This is a genomic window from Parasegetibacter sp. NRK P23 (assembly GCF_023721715.1).
Taxonomy (GTDB): domain Bacteria; phylum Bacteroidota; class Bacteroidia; order Chitinophagales; family Chitinophagaceae; genus Parasegetibacter.
In genome coordinates, this window is the sequence record NZ_JAMDLG010000017.1 from 226,306 (window position 1) to 248,718 (window position 22,413).

Consider the following 22,413-nt stretch of genomic DNA (forward strand, 5'->3'; position numbering starts at 1 on the left):
TTAGTTTGATGAAAATTTATATTGAAGTGTGACGGCTGTAAAAATAATATCTTTTCCATTCCCCGCTGCGCGGAGAAATGGGCCCGCATTGAACCAGGTGAACTCCCAGGTGAGCGCTAGCGCATTACTGGCGCTGAATTCCAGGTTTGTGGCGAGCTGGCTTCCAATGAAAGCGGGTGCAACGTTGGCGCCCGGGTAGATAAGGGCCACGTTGGGACCGTAAATACCATCGCGGGTGGAATACCTCCTGAAGATATCCAGGTCCATCCCCCAGTCGAGGGTTGGATGAAGGACGCAATTAAAATAAGGATGAACATCTATAAGATTGGCCGGACCGATCAATGCAGCCAGGCCGAAATAGGCGCCTCTTGGAAAAAGCGGGTTGAAGGTTTGCAGCCGGTCGTCGCCCGGTGTTTTATCGCCGGAGATGAGTTCCGTTTTTATACCGATCTCAGGTTCGTATTTACACCTGTTGAAACGATAAGCTGTATTCAAGGAGACGGTGTAGGCCCGGATGGCTTTTGAAGCGAACCGGCCATATTGGTAAACCGCTTCCAGGTCGTACATCGTGTTCCCGGTTTTGTTCCATATTCTCGTTCCTATCGAGTGACGCTGCTCCATTCCGGTACCATCTTCGAAAGCTGCCTGTTTTTTACAGATATCCAGGTAATAGAAGTCCGCGTTCTTTAAAACCGGAACCTGATTTTTCACCAGATAAACACCCCACAACCTGGTATCGCGCCGAAACCCATCGTCGAAGATGCCATTCCGTGCGGCCACATAGTAGCTGAAAAATGCATCGAGCCGAAGATCTTTCCGCTGCATTATCATGTTGGCCGCATCGAATGCCTGCCGGTTGTTTGGTCCTTCACGTACAGAGATCAGCCGTTGACTGCCATAGGAAAATTCCTGTCTGCCAACACGGAGCAGCATCGAAAGGCTGTCTGATAGTGGCACTTTGTAATGGACATAAGCCTGGTGCACATCAAGCGGATTCTCATCTACCGGACTCATATCGTTCTTTCCATTTGCAAGACTGCTTTGCAATTGCACGAAGGTTTTAAGGCGGCTGTTCCATTGTACAGCACCATGCCATAGAAAACGCGCCATTACAAAGCCGTCATTATCTTTGGGCGCATCGCCCCATTGTTCATTGCGCAAATAGAAGTATTGCAGCCTGGCTGATCCTCCGGCAGAAACCGCGGTGCCGGTTTTGTTACCCGGAGCAGCACGTTGCGATAACATCTTACCTGGTAAGGTATCAACGCGCGCTTCTCCGGGAGATATAGTATCCTGCATTGCGGGAGTAATGCATCCTGCCGCAAAAACATCTTGTATAAAAACCGACAGCAGAAAAAAGAAACATTTTTTCATACCGTTTTTTACTGGTAACCACCATAGTATTTAACCGGGCTCCACGCAGGGATTACCAGCAGTTTCGGTGGTGCAAAACCACTGAATTCCGCACTGCCGTACACTGGTTTTCCATCGACGATGGTAAGCTTTGAAGTAATGGACAACAACTCCTGGTCAGGCACCGAGAAATAGTCTCTGTCCAGCAGCGAGATGTCAGCGAAAAAACCCTCCTTTATCTTTCCTTTATTCGTTTCTTTCAGCAATGCATAACCGCCGAAGGTAAGGAGCGATAACGCTGCGTTTCTATCCAGCGTATTTTCTATTCCCATCACCTGTGCTCCACCAATCGTCTTTCCTGTAGTGATCCAATAGAGCGCCACCCAGGGATTGTAGCTGGCCACGCGGGTGCCATCTGTTCCCAGGGCAACGGGTATACCCAACTCCAGCATTTTTTTTACAGGTGGCGCATTCCGCGCGGCTTCCGCCCCATATCTCCTGATAAAATGTTCACCCTGGTAGGCCATCCGGTGTTGTATGGCGATACCGCCGCCCAGCGCTTTGATGCGTCGCATATTTTCTTCGCTGACGGTTTCCGCATGATCGAAGAACCATACCAGACCGTTCAGCGGTATTTCGCTGTTCACGGCTTCAATCACATCCAGGTCGCGGGAGATGCTTTCGTTGTACGTGGCGTGGAGACGAAAGGGCCATCGCCGCTGTACCAGCATACGTATTACGGGTTTCAGACTGGCTTCGAGTGAAGCAGGAAGCTCGGGCCGCGGAAAAAGAAAGTTTTCAAAATCGGCCGCATCGGCCACCAGGTTCTCTCCGCCGCCCTGCACATGGTAATCAATTTCGTTGATGCCATTGGCATGGTGCACATCTATGTCTACCATATTTGTCCAGCGGGTGAAGTCGGCCAGTTCCGAACCAGCTTTCTGGGCGAAAAGAAAATACGGGAGCCGAACGGTGATTTTACCAACTGTGTTCAGTGAATCTGTAATACCATAATCGTCAGGAAAATTCTGAAACCCGCCGCCGGCATCCATTACCGCCGTTACCCCAAGCCGGTTAAGTTCGGCCATGTATTGCAGGGTGGAATTTATTTTTTCCTCCGTAGTCAGTTCGGGCAACTTTGCCAGTGTGGAATAAAGGATGAACGCGTTCGGCTCGGCCACCAGCAAACCTGTAGGATTGCCTTCGCTGTCTTTTTCAATGAGTCCGCCTTTGGGATTCGCGGTTGCTCCTGTTATGCCGATTTGCTTTAATCCGGCTTTGTTCAGCCATGCTTTTCCGTACAGGTATAAAATGAAAGCGGGTGTATTTCCGGTAGCCGCATTGATCTCTTCTATGGTGGGCAGTCTTTTTTCTTCAAACTGGAACTCGTTCCATCCCCCTACTACGCGCACCCATTGTCCGCTGGGTGTTCTTTCGGCTTGCTCTTTCAGCATTTGCAGGGCGCGCTTCAGTGATTTCACGCCATCCCACCTTAATTCGGTGTTGTAGAATCTGCCTCCCCTGATCACATGGAGATGACTATCGAACAGGCCGGGAATCACGGTATGTCCTTTCGCATCAATCATTTTTGTGCCGTTGCCTTTCAGCCGCAGCACATCTTTGTTGCTGCCTACCTTGCTGATCCTGTTCCCATTCACCGCAATGGCCTCGGCCAGCGGAATGGCTTCATCGCCCGTATGCACCTTTCCATTATAAAGGATGATATCGGCTTTTCGCTGCGCGAAGGAAGCAATACTACACATTACAAAGAGTACAAAAAAGAAACACCGGTTCATGTGGATGAATTAAATGAAGGAGATGGAACGAGTCGATTACAGTTGAAACATTTTAGTGTTTCAACATTTCATGGGCATACTGAATACCAATTCCGTAAGCGCCGCCATATTTTTTTACCAGATCGGTAACAGCCTTGTACGTTTCGCTGCGGGCCCAATCGCGTTGCAATTCGAGCAGGTACTGAATGGAAGTAAGCGGCTTAATGCCGGCCTGTATCATTCTGTACATCGCCATTTCATGCGCTTCTTTGCTCACGTCACCACTGGCATCGGTAATTACATACACATCGTATCCTTCCGCTTTGGCTGATAATGCCGGACCAACAATACATACACTGGTCCAGAGTCCCGCGAGCACGATCTTCTTTTTTCCTTTTGCCACAATCGCTTTATGCGCGTTCACATCTTCCCAGGCGTTCATTGTGGTTCTGTCGATGTAATTGGAAGTAGCCTGTGGGTAAAATGCTTCCACTTCGGCAAACACGGGCCCGCTGAAAGATTTCTCCGCGACGGTGGTTACCACAGTGGGCACTTTGAATATAACAGAGGCGCCAGCCACCATAGCCGTATTGTTGCGCAGTTCCATCATGTCGATGTTTTTTACGGCGAATCCCATCTGGCTTTCGTGGTCGATCATAACCAGCGCATGGTTGGTGGGATTCAATAATTCCGAAGATGGCTTCTGCGCGTAAACGGCAGTTACTGAAACGGAAGCCAGCAACAGTGTGGCGAGTGTGTTGAATGTTCTTTTCATAATGAAAACTTTTAGCGTTGTGAATGATTTTCTTCCGCAAAGCTATCAAGACCTTACAGCGGTGGCAATTCATATACGGTCACAACTCTTGTACATATCAACACATTTTAAAAACAACCGCTGAATACAAATTCGTTTTAATCCTAATTATACAATGAACGGATCCATATGTGAATTGTATCCGGCACTTTGAAGGAATAGCTTTGTTCCATTCCATTAAACATACTACCATGAGACAAATCATCCTTCTTCCACGCACCATGCTTCCGGCTTACATCCTCTGCCTGCTGGCATTCGCCGGTTGTAAAAACGACAACACAAAAAATACACTTATGTCAGACAAACCAAGCATTACAGCAGTGAATGCACCTACGCAATTCGCCGATATCAATGGCCGAAAAATCGCTTACCGCACCGTTGGTTCCGGAGCACCCATGATCCTCTGCCAACGTTTCCGAGGCAATATGGATGATTGGGATCCGGCGTTTATCGACGCGCTGGCGAAAAATTACGAGGTGATCATTTTTAATTACACAGGGCTGGCATCATCTACCGGTGAGCCACATACGGATATGAAAACATTTTCCAGCGATGTGATTGATCTCGCGAAAGCTTTGGGACATCAGAAGGTCATTCTCGGGGGATGGTCGTTCGGCGGATGGGTGGCGCAGATCGTGACCACGGAAAATCCTGAACTGGTAGCGCAAACCATCCTGATCGGCACTAAACCTCCGGGCGAGAACAAACATACTTTTGAAGACATCTTCCTGCAAACAGCGTATAAGCCGGATTATGATGTTGCCGATGAGGTGATCCTCTTCTTTGAACCCATTTCCGCCTTCAGCCGTAAAGCCGCGCAGGAAAGTCACGACCGGATAGCCGCCAGGAAAGAAAAGGATCCACGCGTTACGGTTGATCAGTTTAAATTCTATGCCATGGGCAACGAAGACTTCATCAAAGATCCCTACAATGCGCGTCAGAAACTGACCACCACCACCATTCCGATCCTGGTGATCTCCGGAGATCACGAAGTATGTTTTCCGCCCGAGAACTGGTTTGAACTGAACCGTAAGTTGCCGACCACACAGGTAGTGGTGATTCCCAGGGCCGGACATGGGCCGCAACACCAGTACCCTGAGATGACCGCAGACTATATCCACTCGTTCATTCAAACCAACAACAGGCTGGCGGCAGCGCAATAAACCTTGCCAAAACACCCTCATTTCAAAACTATACCATGGCACTTACAACCAAAAACATCGTCTTTGTTACCGGCGCATTCGTTTCCAACAGTTGCTGGGACGATTGGCGCATCTACTTTGAAAGCCGCGGCTATCATACCATCGCGCCGGCATGGCCCTTCAAGAATGGTACCGCCTCCGAATTGCGCGCCCGGCAACCGAACGATACCGATCTCGCCACGCTTACACTGGAACAACTTGTAGACCATTACATCAAAGTGGTACGCAGCTTTCCGGAAAAACCCATCGTGATCGGCCATTCTCTTGGCGGCCTCATCACCCAGATCATCAACAACAGAGGATATGCAGCCGCTGCGGTGGCCATTCATTCCGTTCCGCCGCAAGGCGTTTTTCCTTACGAATTTTCTTTTCTCCGTGGCGGATGGCGGGTGTTGGGTTTATTTACTTCCATGAAAAAAACCTACCTGATGTCGTTCAAAAAATGGCAGTACGCTTTTGTGAACGGTATGCCACTGGCAGAACAAAAAAAGGCCTACGAACAACTGGCCATCCCTGAATCGAAGACGGTGGCACGTGGTGGCCTTACCAGCGCCGCGTATGTTGATTTCAACAAGCCACACGCTCCACTGCTGCTTACCGCGGGTACAGAAGGCACGCTGATTCCCGCGCATCTGAACCGGAGAAACTACAACAAATACAAAAAAGACAATGGCTCCATCCTGGAGTATAAGGAATTTCCCAACCGAAACCATTTCGTACTGGGACAAAAATCCTGGAAAGAAGATGCCGATTATATCCTCGACTGGCTGAAAAAACTATAAACATTTCCAAAAGTTCATCATGAAACAAATATTCTTCTTCGCAATTGCCGCGCTTTTCTTTTGTGCGTGCAGCAATTCATCTCAAACAACAAATCCACCAGATATGAACAATACAATTACCGTAGCTGATTATGCAACAGATACCGCGCTGGAGCTGAAAACCCAAAATTTCCTGAAGGCCCTCAACAGCGGTGGTGGCAAACCATTGGAAACACTTGCACCCGCAGATGCCCGGAAAGTACTGGAAGGCGCGCAAACTTCAGTAGAAGCCGATACTTCCGGGATAGAAACATCAGAAAGAACCATCTCACAGGATGGCATAAACGTAAAAATATACATCGTTCGGCCCGCGGGCGTGAAAGAAGCCCTTCCCGCCTTTATGTTCTACCATGGTGGCGGCTGGGTACTCGGCGATTTCCCCACGCACAAAAGGTTCATCCGCGACCTGGTGGTGCATTCTGGCGCGGTGGCCATCCATGCGGAATACAGTCGCTCTCCTGAAGTGAAATATCCTGTCGCCGTTAACGAATGTTACGCCGCCGCCAAATGGGTAGCCGAACATGGCGCAGAAATAAACGTGGATGGCTCCAGGCTTGCTGTGGTGGGCAACAGCGCAGGTGGTAACCTTGCCACCGCCGTAGCCTTGATGGCGTTGCATAAAAAAGGACCCGCGTTTAAAATGCAGGTACTTTTCTGGCCGGTAACAGATGCGTCTTTTGAAACGGAATCCTACAACAAATTCGCTACCGACAGGTTCCTTACAAAAAATATGATGATCTGGTTCTGGGACCAATACATCGCCGACAGCGCCCAACGTTCGGAAATATATGCTTCGCCGCTACGCGCCAGTCTGGATGAACTGAAAGGAATGCCCCCCACCCTGGTGCAAACCGCGGAGAATGATGTATTGCGTGATGAAGGCGAGTCTTACGCAAGGAAGCTCAACCAGGCCGGCGTTCCCGTAACACTGGTGCGGTACCAGGGCATGATCCACGATTATGGCCTGCTGAACCCGCTGGCAACAATTCCTGAAGTACAATCCGCTATGCTATACGCCGGCGCCGCACTGAAGCAGGCGTTGAAATAACCAATACACCACCCGATGAAAACAACTTTCACTCCTATCGACACGGCGTGTTTTTTACTGGATATAAACGGGTACAGGATCATGACCGACCCGACCCTGGATCATGCAGGTAAACTGTATTACCATGGGTCGGGCGGTTTTTCCCGCAAAACAAGTGAGCCCGCGCCGAACATAGACCTGGAAAACATCGACCTCATCCTGCTGAGCCACCACCAGCACAAGGACAACTTCGACCACAAAGGGCAGGAACTGGCGCGCAAAACGCCACTCATTCTTTCCACCCGGGCCGCAGCCCGGGCACTGGAGCATACCACCGGACTTGTGCCGTGGGAAACCCACCACATCCATACCCCTAAAGTACCGGGACTGAAGATTACCGCCACCCCCGCAAGGCACCACCCCTGGTGGGTACCGGAGTTCCTGTCGGGAAAAGTGATCGGTTTTATCGTGGAATACGATGGGCAACAAAACGGCGCGCTCTATATTTCAGGCGACACGGTCTACTTTAAAGGGATAGAAGAAACGGGCCGCCGGTACAAAATCGGAACGGCGATTATACACCTGGGTTCCGTGCAGTTCCGCTACCTTACCGGGTTCGGACAATACACCATGGATGGAAAGGACCTCCTGAAAGCCGCGAAAACGCTGGATCCACAAAAGATTCTTCCCGTACATTACAAAGGATGGACACACTTCAAAGAGACCGAAGACAAACTAAAGGCTGTCATAGAAAACGACCCTATCGTTAAACGAAAAACGATTTTCGTTCCCCCGGGCACAACAGTGGACATCTGAACTCATTTCTTCTCCACGGAAAAATAATGCTCCTTCTTTATGCCGTGTTTTTTTATCCTTGAATTGAGTGTAGACACATTGATCTGAAGAATTTCGGCCGCTCCGCCTTCTCCCGAGATCTTCCCATTGCAGCTGCGGAGTACGGAAATGATGTGGTCCCTTTCGTTTTCATCGATGGTCTTTGGCCGAACGGCATCCCGGGCCTGTGTTGGCTTTTCAGGCGTTTGTGTTACCGGGAGATCAAAGTCGGTAATGAAGGGTTCGTTCGTCATCAGCACGGCCCTTTCCACCTGGTTCTCCAACTCCCGTATGTTACCGGGCCATTCGTACCGGAGCAGTTTTTCCATGGCCGGAGGGGCGATGTTTTTGATGTTCTTTCCACATTCCTTTGCATACCTGCGCATAAAATAATCTGCCAGTACGGGAATATCTTCTTTCCGTTCCCGCAGGGGTGGCAGGGTGAGCGGAAAAACATTCAGGCGGTAATACAGGTCCATACGGAAGCGTCCTTCCGCGATCTCTTTCTGCAGGTCGCGGTTGGTGGCAGCGATCACGCGTACATCCATTTTCAGCGTTTTGCTTCCGCCCACGCGTTCAATTTCTTTCTCCTGTAACACCCGCAGTAATTTCACCTGGGTTTCGGGCGGCATTTCACCGATTTCATCGAGGAAGATGGTACCACCGTTGGCCTGTTCGAATTTACCGATCCTTTTTTCGAAGGCACCTGTAAACGCGCCCCTTTCATGGCCGAACAATTCCGATTCGATCAAAGTGGCGGGCAGCGCCGCACAATTCACTTTCACGAAGGGCCTGCCTTTCTTTGGAGACAACGCATGGATGGCCGCGGCAATACGTTCCTTGCCCGTGCCGCTTTCTCCCAGGATCAGTACGGAGGCATCGGAAGGCGCCACCATCAACACGGTACCCAACAATTTTTTAAGGGTTCCGCTGTTGCCGATGATATGCTGGAAGGCCGGAACATCAATAGTGTCAGGCCCCGAGACAACCGCTTTGTTGCCGGGCGACGCTGCAAAGTTTTGTTCATGCCGGTACCAGGCGATGTCCAGCATCACCAGGATATCTTTTTCACGGAAAGGTTTTACCAGGAATCCGTAAGGCCCTGTCACCTTCGCTTCGTCCAGTGTTTTCTGGTTCGAATTCGCGGAAAGAAATACGAAGCCTATGTTTTTTTCATTCAGTTTTCTTGCCAGGTCTATTCCGGTTAGGTTTCCCCGCAGGAAAATATCCAGCAACACCATATCCGGCCTGTTGTTTTCCACCATTTCCAATGCTTCCGGAACAGAACGCGCTATGCCGCACACGAAATAGTCCGCGCGTTCCAGTATCATCTGAAGGTTGTTGGCTTCAATGAACTGATCTTCAACTATCAGTATTTTTTTCTTCATATCATTTATCCTGCTCAGCATTTAAACAGTAGCGATGCGCTGCGTTTCTCCCAAAGGTGCTTTCCGGAACGCCATGCTCACACGCGTTCCGGCTTTACTTTCCATGGAAAACACGGCTTGAATATCTTCACTTAATCCTTTCATCAGTTTTATACCGAGAGAATCTTCATTGCCGTTGCCCCATGTTTCCGGGAGCCCCACCCCATTGTCTTCCACCAGCACCACAATATGTTCTCCGGTTTCCTGCCGCATCACGATGTTCACGCTGCCGGAACGGTTATCGGGGAAAGCGTATTTAATCGCATTCGTGATGGCCTCGTTCATCACCAGCGCTACCGGCACCGCCTGGGAGATGTCCAGCTTTATGGCGTCAATCGAAGTATGAAAAATGATTCTTTCGCCGGTATCGAAACTCTCCGACAAATAACGCAGCAATTCGGGCACGAACGCCGCCATATCAATTACCGCGGAAGTCTCCATCTGGTAAAGCTTCTGGTGGGTCAGCGACATGGCATGCACCCGGTGCTGGCTGTTCCGCACGGCCAACAGGGCCTCATCTTTCAGGTAAGCGGATTGTGATTCCAGCAAACTGGTAATGGTCTGCAAATTGTTTTTTACCCTGTGGTGCACTTCTTTCAGCAGCCATTCTTTTTCGTTGAGCAATCTTTCCAGGGATTGGTTCTTATCATTCAACTCCCGGCTGCTCTGCTTTTTGATCCGGTATTGGTTGTAGAGTAGTCCCAGTACAAAAAGCAACAATACCATACCTGCCAGGGAGAAACGGCGCAGGTCACGGGCATTCTGCAATTCCATCCGCCTGCGTTTATTTTCGAGATCAAGTTCCTTGATCAGCGCGTTCGATTTACTCAGTTCGTATTCGGCCTTTAAAGATTCCATGTTCCGGGAAACCGTTTTATAAAGAAAGCTGTCCGCCAGCGCGTGTTCCCTTTCTTTTGCCAGCAGCGCCGCTTCAAAGTTTCCCTGTTCTTTGTACTGATCGGCCAGCACTTTCAGAAACCGCATTTCCTGGCGGGGAAGTTTTTTCTGTTTTGCCAGTTCTACAGCTTGTTTTACATAGAACACGGCCTCTTCGGGATGGTCCTTTCCGTACGTTTTTGAAAGGCCCAGCAATGATTGTAATTCGCGCAGGTAATTGCCGATTTCCCTGGATCGCTGCAAGGCCTGCTTTTGCAACGCGATGGCCCTGGCTTTATCGCCTTCTGAAGCATATACAAGGGCCAGGTTGTTGATCATCGTAATATTCAATCCGTAATACTCAGGACTATTGCTGCGTTCTATTCCTTTCTGCAGGTAAAGTTTGGCTTTCTCCGATTCCCCGGTTTCTCTGTATACGACACCAAGGTGGTTGAAGATGTTCAGTGAAATATTGGAGAAAGGAAGCTGTTCATTGAGCGCTTCCGCTTTTTTCAGATACTCCAGCGCTTTGGTAAAATCCTTATTGTCCTGGTGGGCCCATGATATGCTGTAATTGGCCTCCATCATACCGAACCGGTCGCCTGTTTTTTCCGACAGGTTCAGGGCGGAGAAGAACCATTTCATGGCTTCATCGTACTTCCCGTTCCTGAGGTCCACCACGCCCAGCCGTATCATGGCGGCGGCTGTTCCTTTCTGATCACCTTTCCGTTTAAACAAATCAAAGGCTGTGGTATATTTTTGTTGCGCGCTGTCGAATGCGCCGTTGTTGTCGTCCATCATGCCCAGTTGCATCAGCATTTTCGCTATACCGATACTGTCATTCGTGCTGAGTGCAAGGTCCATTCCCTTCCCGGCGAAAAAGACCGCTGAATCTGTTTTATAATAACGGTAATATTTTATGACCCTTTCATAATCATCCACTGAAGTTTTTCCCTTCAGCACATTACGGGTGCCCTCCTGTGCCATAAGGCCGGAAAAAGACAAGAGTAGCAATAAAAAAACGAGGGGTTTACTCATAAGCATAATACAGCGCTTACAGCGCCTTACAGGATGCAAAGATACGTTTGTGTCCGCGCAACTTTATGGCTAAACCGTACGGACCGTTTCCCATGTATCTTCATTCCTCAGTTGAATAAAAGGTTCTTCCTGATGCCCAGCTTTTTAATGCGTGCGTTTAAAGTGGAAACCGGAAGGTTTAATATGGCCGCCGCGCCACCTTCCCCATAAACTTTCCCTTTGCATTTTTGCAATACCGCGATGATATGGTCCCTTTCATTTTCTTCAAGCGTTTTTAAGCGCGGTTCTCCTGGCTCCGGCAATGTTTTGGCCATACCGGACGGCAGTTGCAGTTCCCGGATCACGGGGCCCGTGGTGAGCAATACGGAACGCTCCACCAGGTGTTCAAGTTCCCGCACGTTGCCCGGCCAGGCATAGCGCATGAGCTGGTTCATGACGCCCGCCGAAACCTGTTTTACCTTTTTCCCCGCGTTGCGGGCGTATTTTTCGAGGAAACCCGGCACCAGCAAAGGGATATCTTCTTTTCTTTCCCGGAGCGGGGGAAGCAGTACAGGGAACACGTTCAGCCTGTAGAACAAGTCCTGCCTGAAATTACCGGCATCCACTTCCTTTTCCAGGTTGCGGTTGGTGGCGGCGATGATGCGCACGTTTAATTTAATAGGCGCTTTCCCGCCGATGCGTTCAATCTCTTTCTCCTGGATGGCGCGCAGCAGTTTCACCTGTAACTCCAGCGGCATTTCGCCGATCTCGTCGAGGAACAAAGTGCCGTTATTGGCCAGTTCGAATTTACCGATCTTTCTTTCGAAGGCGCCGGTGAAACTTCCTTTTTCATGCCCGAACAATTCACTTTCCACCAGGTTAGCGGGCAGGGCCGCGCAATTTACTTTTACCAGCAGTTTATTCTTCCGGGGCGAGGCGTTGTGAATGGCACGCGCCACCAGTTCCTTACCGGTTCCGGTTTCGCCCAGCACCAGCACGGTACTGTTTGTTGGCGCCACTTTGGCGATCTGGCTGAAGACCTCCTGCATCACCGTACTCTTTCCCACCATTTCATTGAAGGAATAAGCGCTGCTCATTTCTTCCAGCAGGTATTGGTTCTCTTCTTCCAACCTCATTTTATACTGACTAATTTCCCTGAGTTGGTCGGCCAGTTTTTCGTTGGCCAGCATGTTCGCCATTACCGTACCCAACTGGTTGGCGATGCCCTGTACGAGGCCCATCTGGTGGGATGTAAAAGAGATTTTCTTTTTTGAAAAAAGAAACATCGCGCCAATGGGTGTGTTCCCTTCCCGCAGGGAAACCCCCACCATATCCGAAATGCCGTTCTGGTGCAGGAAAGTGATATAAGATAAGGGCCGGGGGGCGGAAGCCAGTTCATGCAGGTCGAACAGAACAGGTATTTCGGAATGAAGCGCCCATTCGAATACGCCGTCGGGGAAAGCATGGTGCGCCACGGCCATTTCTTCGTAATCAGGATCGTTCACGCGCTCCGCGGCATCGTTCAAGGCAAAGGCGCTGAATGTTTTCCCGTTGTCGTCCACACGGGCTATGCTGATATCATTATAGAAAGAGAGTTGTTCCAGCAGGCTCCTTAACAGGGGCAACAAATCTTTTTTATGGCGCACCGCATTCAATTCCCTGGTTACTTTCAGCAAAATTTCTTTTTCCATGATGGCGCGTCGCAATGCATCTTCGTCTGTAGACCGTCGCTTTGTATCATCTTGCTGTTTTGCCATAATAAAGATTGCTTCTACGTGGCTAAATAACAACATTTATTTCACCAATTAGCCAAATATGGCTAAAAATATTTTGTCAGATATTTCATAAGTAAATAGTAATCAGCACATTATCATGTGGCATTGCTTTTGGCTTATAAGGTGGTCCTTTTTAAATACCATTCCACCCAACCATCAAGAAAAATCTTACGTTATGTCGCACACTTCAACATTTACCATGCCGCAACATTTTTCGCGCACAGACGTGGAAACCAGGCAACGGCGAGACCAATTTTCCATTCAGAGACTGGAGCAATTACTGCAACATTGTCCATCACAGGAAATAATGGAAGAACGTATGGTTCATTATGAAGTCACGTGGGTGCAGGCAGGCACAGGTTGCATTGGTATTGATTCCACCCAGCACACGATTGCCGCGAACACGTTGTACTGCGCCGTTCCGGGCCAGGTACGCAGGCTGCTCCTGAACGAAGGTACGCGTGGCTACAGGCTATCGTTCTCCCGCGATTTTCTTTTCCTGAGCACTCCGGGGGCCGGACCGGTATCCCGGCTCGACAGTTATGGCAGCGAAAACTGCATCCCGGTGCTGGAAACAGATGAAGAAATGCGCGAGGAAATGCAGGGCATCTTGCACAACATGGAAAAGGAACTCCGCAATTTTTACCTGCTCCGCTCCGAAGTATTATCCGGACTACTGAACCTGTTCGTGATCTATCTCTCCCGTAAGATGGACAACGGCTCCGGTGAGCACCCCGATTCAAAAGACGCCGACCTGGTAAGAAAGTTCCGCCTGTTGCTGAAAGAAAATTTCACCACCAAAAAACAAGTGGCTGATTACGCGTCAGAACTTTTTGTTACCCCGAATTACCTGAACAGGAAAGTCAAAAAAATAACCGGGTTCACCGCCAGTTACCTCATCCAGCAACAGATTATACTGGAAGCCAAGCGCCAGGCCATTCATTCCAACATCAGCATGAAAGAGATCGCGTATTTCCTGGGCTTCGAGGACCTCGCGCACTTCAGCAAGTTTTTTAAAAACAATTCGGGCATGAACTTTTCCAACTTTAAAAAGGGGCTTTCGCTTTCGATCTGAACAAAGGTTACAATTCATTCAATTTACCGAGGTAGGCATCGGCCTGGAGCAGCAGGGCTTCTTTTTTATCGGCGCTCATTTTGTCCCAGGTTTTGTACACCATTCCAAGCCGTGGGTTTTTATCCATAGCCGGGCGATGCCTGTCGAAAAAATGCCAGTACAAACTATTGAACGGGCAACTTCCCTCCCCTGTTTTTACGGAAGGCTTATAATGGCAGCCCTTGCAATAGTCACTCATTTTGTTGATGTAAGCCGCGCTGGAAACATAAGGTTTGGTGCCCACGATGCCACCGTCGGCAAACTGGCTCATACCGCGCGTATTCGTGATTTCAACCCATTCTATGGCATCGATGTAGATGCCCAGGTACCATTGGTCCACCGCATCCGGGTGGACACCCGCCAGCAACAGGAAATTACCGACTACCATTAAACGCTGAATATGGTGCGCGTAAGCTGTATCAAGGCTTTGGGTAACAACGCGATGCAGGCAGTTCATTTTTGTATTACCCGTCCAGCACCATTCCGGGAGTTTCGTTTTGTGTTCAAGTTTGTTCAAACCGGCGTAACCGGGCATTTTCCACCAGTAGATGCCCCGCATGAATTCGCGCCAGCCCAGTATCTGCCGCACGAACCCTTCAACGGAAGCGAGGTCCGCGTGTTGCTTCTTCCATTCGGTTACGGCCATGTTCACTACTTCCGAAGGTGCGATCATTTTTGTATTGAGCGCGAAAGATATGCGTGCATGGTAAAGAAACGCATGCTCCGTTTGCATGGCATCCTGGTATATACCAAAAGAAGGCAGCAAATGTTTCATAAAATACTTTACTACCTCCATCGACTGTTTCCTGGTGGTGGGCCAGCTGAACCGCTGCGCATCAGGGTTTCCGAAACTTTCAATGCCAGCTTGCTGAACCTCTTTCCAGATGTCAGAATAATCATGGGAGAACAATTTGGGTTTCGGCAATTGGTGCTTGCCTTTGAAGGGTTTACGGTTCTCCTTATCGAAGTTCCAGGCACCTCCTTCCGGCGTGCCATCCATCGACAAAAGAATACCGTGTTTCTGCCGCATACTCCGGTAGAACCGCTCCATCACTGGTGATTTACTTCCGAAAAAACCGCCCAGCGCTTCGCGGGTGGTGTAAAAATGTTCGGTATCCACTGCATTTACGGGAATGCTCAACTGCTTTTCCAGCGCTTTAAGTTGTTTGTCCAGGCGGTATTCATCGGGATACATATATTCGAAGGCATCCGCTTTTTCCTGCGCCACAAAATATTGGATATTGGCCGCAAGGTCCTGTTTGTTCCGCTTGTCATCGATCAGCAGGTGGACCACGTTGTGCCCGTTTTTCCGGAGGTAAGCCACGAAATTGTACATGGCGGCAAAGAAGCCGATGAGTTTTTGCGCGTGGTGCAGCACGTATCCCGTTTCCTGCTTCATTTCCATCACCAGGTAAACGACGGAGTCATCTTTATCCCGGAACCAGGAATGCCTGTAATTCAGTTGGTCTCCTAGGATCAGGCGAAGGGTTTTATGTTTTGCTTTGCGCATACGATTTGTTTTTCCGGCAGGCGTCGCTGCAATACTTCACTTCTTCCCAAACCCGTTCCCATTTCTTCCGCCAGGTAAAGGGCCTTCCGCAGGCCGCACAGGTTTTTACGGGAAGATCATTTTTCCGCACGGTTTTCCCCCGCAGTTTCATGCCTGAAATTGTTTAGTGATAGCAATAGCGTAATCAAACAAAAAGCAACTTAAACTGTTTGAAGAAATCGAAAAAAGAAAGCATCGCATGAAAAATATCGTCATCATCGGGCACAGTTCAGGAATAGGCGCGACGCTGTCTCAACAGCTGTCGGCGGAAAAAACAACTTCGGTGTACGGAACTTATTGTAAGCATCAGCCTTCGGCTGGTCCTGAAAATGTAAGTTCTCACCACCTGGATGTATTGAGTGAAAACCCCGATTATTTCTTTTTACTTGATACCATACACGGATTGGCTTATTGTGTGGGTGCCATCAACCTTAAACCCATGTTGCGTTGCAGCAACGAAGACTTCCTGCAGGATTACAGGTTGCAGGTGCTGGGCGCGGTTACGGCCATACGTTCGGCGCTGCCAGCATTGAAGAAAAGTGGAAATGCTTCTGTTGTATTGTTCAGCTCTGTCGCGGTGCAAACGGGCTTTCCCTTTCATAGTCTGGTGAGCGCTTCCAAAGGAGCGATTGAAGGCCTTACCCGTGCACTCGCGGCGGAACTGGCGCCTTCCATACGCGTGAACTGCATCGCACCTTCTTTAACGGAAACGCCATTGGCGGGAAGCCTACTGAATACACCTGAAAAGATTACAGCACATGCGCAACGGCATCCATTGAAAAAAATCGGGGAAGCTTCGGATATTGCCGCGGCCGCCGCCTACCTGCTTTCCGGGGAAAGCAAATGGGTTACAGGGCAAGTGCTGAAAGTAGACGGAGGCATGAGCGCGTTGAGGGTATAACCAACTAACCTTCTACCAAAAATTTCGTTCTGAATCCTGATAGGGTTTCGCCTGTTTTCTGTACGAATATCCTGCTGAAATAAGCGGGATCTTCATACCCCAGTTCGTACCCGATCTGTTTTGCCGTAAGCGTGGTGTGCACCAGCAGGCGTTTGGCTTCAAGAATGATCCTGTTCTTAATGATGTCGTTGGGCTGCGGGAGGTTGAGTCTTTTAAACTTATGCGTGATTGTTTTGGGGGCGATGAACAACAATTCCGCATAGTCGGCCACGTTATGCTTTTGTTTGTAATGCGCTTCCACGAGCAGGCTGAATTTCCTGAAGAAATCCAGGTCGCTGTTTTGTTGCACCAGTTCTTTGTGGAGGTGCTGTTTTTTCCACCAGCGCGCTGAACGGATAAACAATTGTTTAAGGTAAGTACGGATCATTTCCTCCAGTGAGGTGTCTTTCAGCGCGAACTCTTCTTCCATCTGACTGAAAATATACCGGACGAAAGGCACTTCCTCTTTTTCAAGCGTAACCATCGGCATATTGTGGATGTTGTTGAACAATAACCCATCGCAGGCCACTTCTTCATCATGAATCTGGATGCAGTAGAAATCGCGGTTGTAAAAAATAAAATAACCAGGTTCTTCCGTTGTTTTTGTTAGCTGTAAATACTGGTTCGGGGCCACAAAAAATAAGGAGGGCTTCTTTACGACGTACTCGTTAAGGTCAACTTTCAACGTATAATTTTCAGGCAGGAACAGCACTTTGATGTATTGCCTATACATTTCCCCGTTAATGCTTTGCGTTGTTTCCTCATCTACCGGGATAAGTCCTAATGTTTTAAGGTTACTCCGGAATAGTTTTTCGTTCGTCATATTAAAACTGGTTGGGTTAAAAGTACAGGTTCTGCTGCATTCCGAAGAAAAGACAGGAAGATGATGGTAAGATTTCAGCAAAAAAAAAGAACGGAGAGAACAGCCTGTAGTGTTCTCCCCGTTCGGTAGTTATTGCTTCGCGAATTTTTCCAGTTCCGCGTTAAACTTATCGGCTTCCTCCACAAAAAGGGCGTGACCGCTGTTTTCGAACTTAACGATGTAGGAGTTGGGGATACCTTTGTTCAGTTCTTCCGCGAAAACGAAGTCGCACAACTTGTCCTGTGTGCCATGGAAGATGGCTACGGGGATATTGATTTTTGACAATTCAGGACGCAGGTCAAGGTCACGGAGTGCGGTAATTGATTCGGTAATGGCGTAAGGTGATGCTTCGAGGTTGATGTTTTCCAGCCATTTTTCCACGTTCTTTGAAATGGCCCCTTCTTTCGCGGGGAAACTTGCGCCGAAGCTGGCGATTAGGTCTTGTCTGGCTGTCATGGTGGCTTTGATCAAACCTTCCGCACCGGCATCGGAGATGCCATAGGGGAACCCGGGTCTTTGTTTCCAGGATGGGGCGGCTGCGGCGAACAACGCGAGCTTTTTTACATGCGCCGCATTGTATTTGGTAATGTAGTGAAGTACTACAGCGCCGCCCATTGAAAATCCACCCAAGGTAGCATTGCGGATATTAAGCTTTTCCAGTACTACTTTAATGTCATCGGAGAAAACATCAAAATTATATTTTCCATAAGGTTTGTCTGAAGCCCCGAACCCTCTGAGCGTGATGCCGATTACCCGGAAGCCTTTCCTGGAAAGTGCCTGGTACTGGTACTCGTACATGGCATCGCTTAAGGGCCAGCCATGGATCAGTACGATAGGATCGCCTTCCCCGATATCCGTAACGTGCAAGTTCACACCTTTTTCTACTTCTATAAACTCGGCCCTGCCGGCTGACGCTGGTATTCTTTTCCCTTGGGCAAAGATAGGAGCACTTAAAAACAGCGCGGCGATCAGGGTTAGGGCCGCAAAAAAGGATTTCAGGATTTTGAAATCTGATTTAGGGGTAGAAATGCTTTGAAGGTTGTTTACTGCAGGTTTCATCTTTATCTGTTTTAAAAGTTTGTATTGTTTTTTGACAGGACAAAGATGAGACAGGAATGGGCGCGGAAAAATGGAGGAAGGTGGACGGGAATGGTACATTTTTCCCTTAATAGAATTTTCCTACTTTTTATGGCTATACAGTTTTTTTTACGCAACAGCCCGGAAGCAATGAACCTCCGGGCTGTTTTAATGCTAAATATAATCGTTTACTGCTTCATTATTTTTCCAACGAAACGTTGTTGTCCATCAAAAAGCGTTACCACGTAAGTGCCGGTAGGCAGTGCGTGTACATCAATCATCTGACCCTGTTTCCAGTTTTGTTGCAACACTTTTTGTCCCTGGGCATTGTGCAGCATTACTTGTCCCTGGGCAATCGAAGCGTTGATTTTCAATTGTCCTGGTGTCGGATTCGGGGATAACTGAAGTTGAAGTTCCTGTGCGCTGTTGCTCAAGCGCACCACGTGACTGTATTCAAAACTGCCATCGTTATCGACCGTTTTGAGCCGGTAATATTGAATACCAGTCGCGTCTTTATCCAGGTAAGTATAACTGGAAGCCGAACCGTTTGATGCGAAGCCCGTGATTTTGGTATAGGAAATACTATTGGCGCTGCGCTCCAGTTGTATCTCCTGCACATTGGTTTCAAGACTTGTGGACCAGTTGAGCAGGTTCCCTCCGGCAGTGGCCCTTCCCTCAAACTTCTCCAATAGAATGGGTAAGGCTGAAGATGGATCGAACGCCGTAAAGCGTGCGGCATTGATGCCGGTGAAGCTATTGCTCACGCTGAACGATCCTACCGTGCCCTGCGTACTACCTGTGCTGATGGTCCAGGTGCCACCCGAAGCCTGGCTGTTATAAGCAACCTGCATCGCCGCTTCGGTGTTGCCGTTCAGTTCTCCCAGAAGGTAGCTGATGACTATGCTTCCTGTAAAAGTCAGAGGATTGGTAAGCGTATACACACGGCTGATGCTGTTCAGCGAAGCGCTGGTTGCCTGCGTAGCGGTACGTTCCAGCAGGTTATTCGAGATCGTGATGTCCGTACCCGGTACCAAAGCAAGTCCCTCGAAAGAAAAAGTTGTACCGGACAACAACGTGATACCATTGCTGCCCGTGCTTACTTGCGCGTACCCCAGGTTGGCGCACAAGCAGGCAAATAAAAGTAATTTATACCTCATGTTGTTACTTTAAGGATTAGTACAGTTTAACGAGAGTTACGCCGCTACCGGATTGAAGCGCGGTACCACCATTTGCTCCTACTAGAGCATTTACCGAAAGATTGGATGTTGCTGACAGGGTTACAAGAAAAGTAAATTCTCTGTTAAAAGGGGCAGCTGTTGCTCCTGAAGCTGAGGTGGATGCCAGGTAATCAGTACCGTTGTTGACGCCCACAACAATAGCACCGGTATTAGCAGTAAGCATCAGTTTGATGTTTACCAGGTAAGTGCCTGGTGCAACGTTATTAAGCGTGCCTAGGGTAGTCATGGCGTTTGTAGCCCCCATATTACCAGTCAAAGTCAGCGAATAAGATTGCGAAAGCGACCCACCCCCTGCGGGCGTTTGCCATGAACCATCTCCTCTTAAAAAAGTAGTGGAAGAAGCCGTCCCCGAAGCTGAAATTTTTGCCGTGGTCACCGCACCATCCGCGATCTGGCTGGTGCCAATGGTGCCGGTTATTTTTGAAGCCGCAACAGTGCTTTCGCCATTGAGCAGCACTACCCAGGAAGGTGCTACACTTGTGCCGGCATTGTAATAAAAGCCAGGTGTGCCATCTGTCTGGTAAACAATCAAACCTGCCGCCGGATTAACAATGGCCTGGCGTTGCGTTGCAAGCATACGGGGAACCAGTAATCCTTTGGTGGTGCTTTCCACCTGTAACATCGCTGATGCATCTGGTGTCGCGGTACCAATGCCCGCCTGTGCAAAGACCTGATGCTGGGTAAAGCAGAGCGCGAGTAACATCAAACAGCTTGCGGAAAACCATTTCTTTTTCATTGTGGACTAAGTTTAAGTGTTAATATAACAAATATAAAAAAGAGATTATTCGTTAAATAAAGGAGAGATAACATTTCCTATGTCAGAACATGTTATCTCTTCCCATCAATAGCGTCTATATACCATATGGCGTCTATAACTTTCTCACCTTAACCACCGTGTTATCGGGCATCCTTAACAGGTATGTGCCCGTTGTCAGGGCCCGCACATCAATTTCGTTGCGGCTTTTAAGGGTGAATGTACGGACAATCCTACCCTGCGCATCGAAAAGTGTGGCAGGCTTGTTCCACAGCCGTTCATTGTCGCAAACCACCTGGAGTACATTGCTTACAGGATTAGGGAACACATTTACACCAATCTGATCCTCGGTGCCAAAGAGCACGGACACTACTTTACTGTAGGTGATTTTCCCGCCTTCGTCCATGCGTAAACGGTAGTAATTTCTACCCTTTGACGGGGCATGATCTGTAACGATGTATTGATTGATGAGTGTGCCCGCCGCTGTTTTCCCTTCAATTTCCTTCATCGCGGTAAAATTGCGTGCGTCTGTACTTTTCTCCACGGTAAAAGTGGTGTTCGGATCTTCCATATCCGTTTTCCACTGAATATCAACTGAAGTGGCTTGTTTCCGGGCTTCAAAATCCAGTAAGCGCAGTGGCAGTGTGGAAGACGGCGCCCAGGTCATGGCATCCAGCCCGATGTATTCTATATTATTAGTGGCGGTAATGGAGAACATGTCAATAGGGGTATTGCTGTTGTTCGTTCCGCCCTGTGTTGACAGGTCCACCAATGTATAGCCATTCCTGAAAGCAGTATTCTGGTTGATGGAAGCGGTCGGAATAGTGAAACTGAAAACGGCACTACCGTTTTTGTACCCGGTAACCGTGCAGCTACCAGTAATTCCGGAGAGGTCACCAGTACTCTTTGAGAGGTAGAGGTACATACTTTTGAGCGTGAACGCGGCGCCGTTATCGGTTGAAATGGTAAAGCCCGGATTGGTATAGGTATAAATCGTATTATCGATAAACTTATTATCGACCCCTGTTCCATTCCATCCTTTATTGGCTTGAGAGAATATATCAAACTGTGACCTGGACACATCCGCTATCAAAAATTGCTGGCCGCTGCTGGTGAATGTGGTGGCATTGGGCGTAACTGTTTCAAATGTTTCCGTGACAGGACTGCCAGGCGTGGCCGCGGGAGCCCACCTGAGGGCATCAAGCCCGAGGTATTCCATGTTGCCCATACAAGTAACCGTAAAACTGTCAATCACGGTATTGCTGTTGTTCGTTCCGCCAAGGGTACTCATGTCGGCCAATGTATAGCCGTTATTTGTCCCAAAGGATTTATTCACATTCGCGGCGCTGATACTTGCCGTGTAAACCAGCGCGCCATTCCTGTACCCGGATATGGTACAAACGCCGGTAAGACTTGTAAATGAAGCGTCTGCTCTTGCCGGAAACAGGTACATACTTTTCAACACAAATCCCGCGTTTCCGCTTGTATACACCGCCAATCCCGGGCCAATACCTGGTTTACCGGTATTGTCGATAAACCGTTTGTCTGCCGCGGTGCCACTCCATCCGAAGGACGAGGCGGATGAGTATATATCGAAGCCGTTTCTAGACACGGCGCCCACACGAAAAACTTGTCCGTTATCCGTAAAATTCAGGGAAACATCCGTTTCATCTTCAAAAGTTTCTGTGCTGACCTGAGCATGCAGGAGTGGAGTAATACCGATAAAAATTGCTGCCAGTACGAAAAATTTCTTCATGCCAGGAGGTTAAGCGTTGTGAGATTCAGGTTAAATTGATGTGGATTAAATCGGCTACAAAGAACGGGAATAATATACAGTAGGTCTTGAGATTTCGATATTTTTTGACGAATATCAACATATTTCTTCTGCCAATAAATGAAGTATAACTGTATAGTATAAACGAAATCTAATCTTTATTTATTCAATTTTAGCAGGTAAA

Annotated in this window: 19 protein-coding genes; 6 read left to right on the top strand and 13 right to left on the bottom strand. The window is 48.7% G+C overall.

Annotation, left to right across the window (positions count from 1 at the left end; all coding sequences use genetic code 11):
• The 3 genes from M4J38_RS18635 to M4J38_RS18645 all read right to left on the bottom strand — a co-directional run bounded on the left by M4J38_RS18635 (nt 1) and on the right by M4J38_RS18645 (nt 3,903).
• Nucleotides 1–1,299, bottom strand: a complete 1,299-nt coding sequence (locus tag M4J38_RS18635) for an alginate export family protein (RefSeq protein ID WP_251761320.1) — start codon at nt 1,297–1,299, stop codon at nt 1–3.
• An 83-nt stretch (nt 1,300–1,382) separates the two neighbouring features.
• The gene (locus M4J38_RS18640; RefSeq protein ID WP_251761321.1) at nt 1,383–3,149 is read right to left on the bottom strand and encodes an amidohydrolase; all 1,767 of its coding nucleotides are present in this window, start codon (nt 3,147–3,149) and stop codon (nt 1,383–1,385) included.
• Between the two features lie 52 nt (nt 3,150–3,201).
• Complete coding sequence (locus tag M4J38_RS18645; RefSeq protein WP_251761322.1) at nt 3,202–3,903, bottom strand: hydrolase; 702 nt, start codon at nt 3,901–3,903, stop codon at nt 3,202–3,204.
• A 230-nt stretch (nt 3,904–4,133) separates the two neighbouring features.
• Between M4J38_RS18645 and M4J38_RS18650 the strand changes: the two genes are divergently transcribed.
• The 4 genes from M4J38_RS18650 (at nt 4,134) to M4J38_RS18665 (ending at nt 7,808) form a co-directional block, all read left to right on the top strand.
• Nucleotides 4,134–5,105, top strand: a complete 972-nt coding sequence (locus M4J38_RS18650; protein WP_251761323.1) for an alpha/beta fold hydrolase — start codon at nt 4,134–4,136, stop codon at nt 5,103–5,105.
• Between the two features lie 35 nt (nt 5,106–5,140).
• Complete coding sequence (locus M4J38_RS18655) at nt 5,141–5,926, top strand: alpha/beta hydrolase (protein ID WP_251761324.1); 786 nt, start codon at nt 5,141–5,143, stop codon at nt 5,924–5,926.
• Nucleotides 5,927–6,029: 103 nt separating this feature from the next.
• The gene (locus tag M4J38_RS18660) at nt 6,030–7,013 is read left to right on the top strand and encodes an alpha/beta hydrolase (RefSeq protein ID WP_251761325.1); all 984 of its coding nucleotides are present in this window, start codon (nt 6,030–6,032) and stop codon (nt 7,011–7,013) included.
• A 15-nt stretch (nt 7,014–7,028) separates the two neighbouring features.
• On the top strand, nt 7,029–7,808 hold the full coding sequence (locus tag M4J38_RS18665; RefSeq protein WP_251761326.1) for an MBL fold metallo-hydrolase: 780 nt from the start codon (nt 7,029–7,031) through the stop codon (nt 7,806–7,808).
• 2 nt (nt 7,809–7,810) lie between these two features.
• Here M4J38_RS18665 and M4J38_RS18670 read toward each other — a convergent pair whose 3' ends face one another.
• The 3 genes from M4J38_RS18670 to M4J38_RS18680 all read right to left on the bottom strand — a co-directional run bounded on the left by M4J38_RS18670 (nt 7,811) and on the right by M4J38_RS18680 (nt 12,903).
• Entirely contained in the window at nt 7,811–9,214 is a 1,404-nt protein-coding gene (locus M4J38_RS18670) for a sigma-54 dependent transcriptional regulator (RefSeq protein ID WP_251761327.1), read from the bottom strand.
• A 21-nt stretch (nt 9,215–9,235) separates the two neighbouring features.
• Nucleotides 9,236–11,167, bottom strand: coding sequence for a tetratricopeptide repeat protein (locus tag M4J38_RS18675; protein ID WP_251761328.1), 1,932 nt, complete (start codon nt 11,165–11,167; stop codon nt 9,236–9,238).
• 107 nt (nt 11,168–11,274) lie between these two features.
• Nucleotides 11,275–12,903 (bottom strand): sigma 54-interacting transcriptional regulator, encoded by a 1,629-nt coding sequence (locus M4J38_RS18680; protein ID WP_251761329.1) that lies wholly within the window; start codon nt 12,901–12,903, stop codon nt 11,275–11,277.
• A gap of 193 nt (nt 12,904–13,096) precedes the next feature.
• On the opposite strand from M4J38_RS18680, the gene M4J38_RS18685 reads away from it, so the two are divergent.
• Nucleotides 13,097–13,996 carry an AraC family transcriptional regulator gene (locus M4J38_RS18685; protein ID WP_251761330.1) on the top strand — a complete coding sequence of 300 codons (900 nt, stop codon included), beginning with the start codon at nt 13,097–13,099 and terminating at the stop codon, nt 13,994–13,996.
• A 7-nt stretch (nt 13,997–14,003) separates the two neighbouring features.
• Here the strand turns inward: M4J38_RS18685 and M4J38_RS18690 are convergent, their stop codons facing one another.
• Entirely contained in the window at nt 14,004–15,545 is a 1,542-nt protein-coding gene (locus M4J38_RS18690; RefSeq protein ID WP_251761331.1) for a cryptochrome/photolyase family protein, read from the bottom strand.
• The gene (locus M4J38_RS18695) at nt 15,526–15,696 is read right to left on the bottom strand and encodes a DUF2256 domain-containing protein (RefSeq protein ID WP_251761332.1); all 171 of its coding nucleotides are present in this window, start codon (nt 15,694–15,696) and stop codon (nt 15,526–15,528) included. The genes M4J38_RS18690 and M4J38_RS18695 overlap by 20 nt, the downstream gene beginning before the upstream one ends.
• Before the next feature lie 87 nt (nt 15,697–15,783).
• Between M4J38_RS18695 and M4J38_RS18700 the strand changes: the two genes are divergently transcribed.
• Entirely contained in the window at nt 15,784–16,485 is a 702-nt protein-coding gene (locus M4J38_RS18700) for an SDR family NAD(P)-dependent oxidoreductase (protein WP_251761333.1), read from the top strand.
• A 4-nt stretch (nt 16,486–16,489) separates the two neighbouring features.
• Here the strand turns inward: M4J38_RS18700 and M4J38_RS18705 are convergent, their stop codons facing one another.
• From M4J38_RS18705 to M4J38_RS18725, 5 genes are all read right to left on the bottom strand, one after another.
• The gene (locus tag M4J38_RS18705) at nt 16,490–17,347 is read right to left on the bottom strand and encodes a helix-turn-helix domain-containing protein (protein WP_251761334.1); all 858 of its coding nucleotides are present in this window, start codon (nt 17,345–17,347) and stop codon (nt 16,490–16,492) included.
• A 129-nt stretch (nt 17,348–17,476) separates the two neighbouring features.
• A complete protein-coding gene (locus M4J38_RS18710) occupies nt 17,477–18,445 on the bottom strand; it encodes an alpha/beta fold hydrolase (RefSeq protein WP_251761335.1) in 969 nt (322 codons plus the stop codon).
• Between the two features lie 206 nt (nt 18,446–18,651).
• Nucleotides 18,652–19,620, bottom strand: a complete 969-nt coding sequence (locus tag M4J38_RS18715) for a T9SS type A sorting domain-containing protein (RefSeq protein ID WP_251761336.1) — start codon at nt 19,618–19,620, stop codon at nt 18,652–18,654.
• A gap of 16 nt (nt 19,621–19,636) precedes the next feature.
• On the bottom strand, nt 19,637–20,437 hold the full coding sequence (locus M4J38_RS18720) for a hypothetical protein (RefSeq protein WP_251761337.1): 801 nt from the start codon (nt 20,435–20,437) through the stop codon (nt 19,637–19,639).
• A gap of 133 nt (nt 20,438–20,570) precedes the next feature.
• Nucleotides 20,571–22,211, bottom strand: coding sequence for a T9SS type A sorting domain-containing protein (locus M4J38_RS18725; RefSeq protein WP_251761338.1), 1,641 nt, complete (start codon nt 22,209–22,211; stop codon nt 20,571–20,573).
• Nucleotides 22,212–22,413 lie beyond the last annotated feature (202 nt).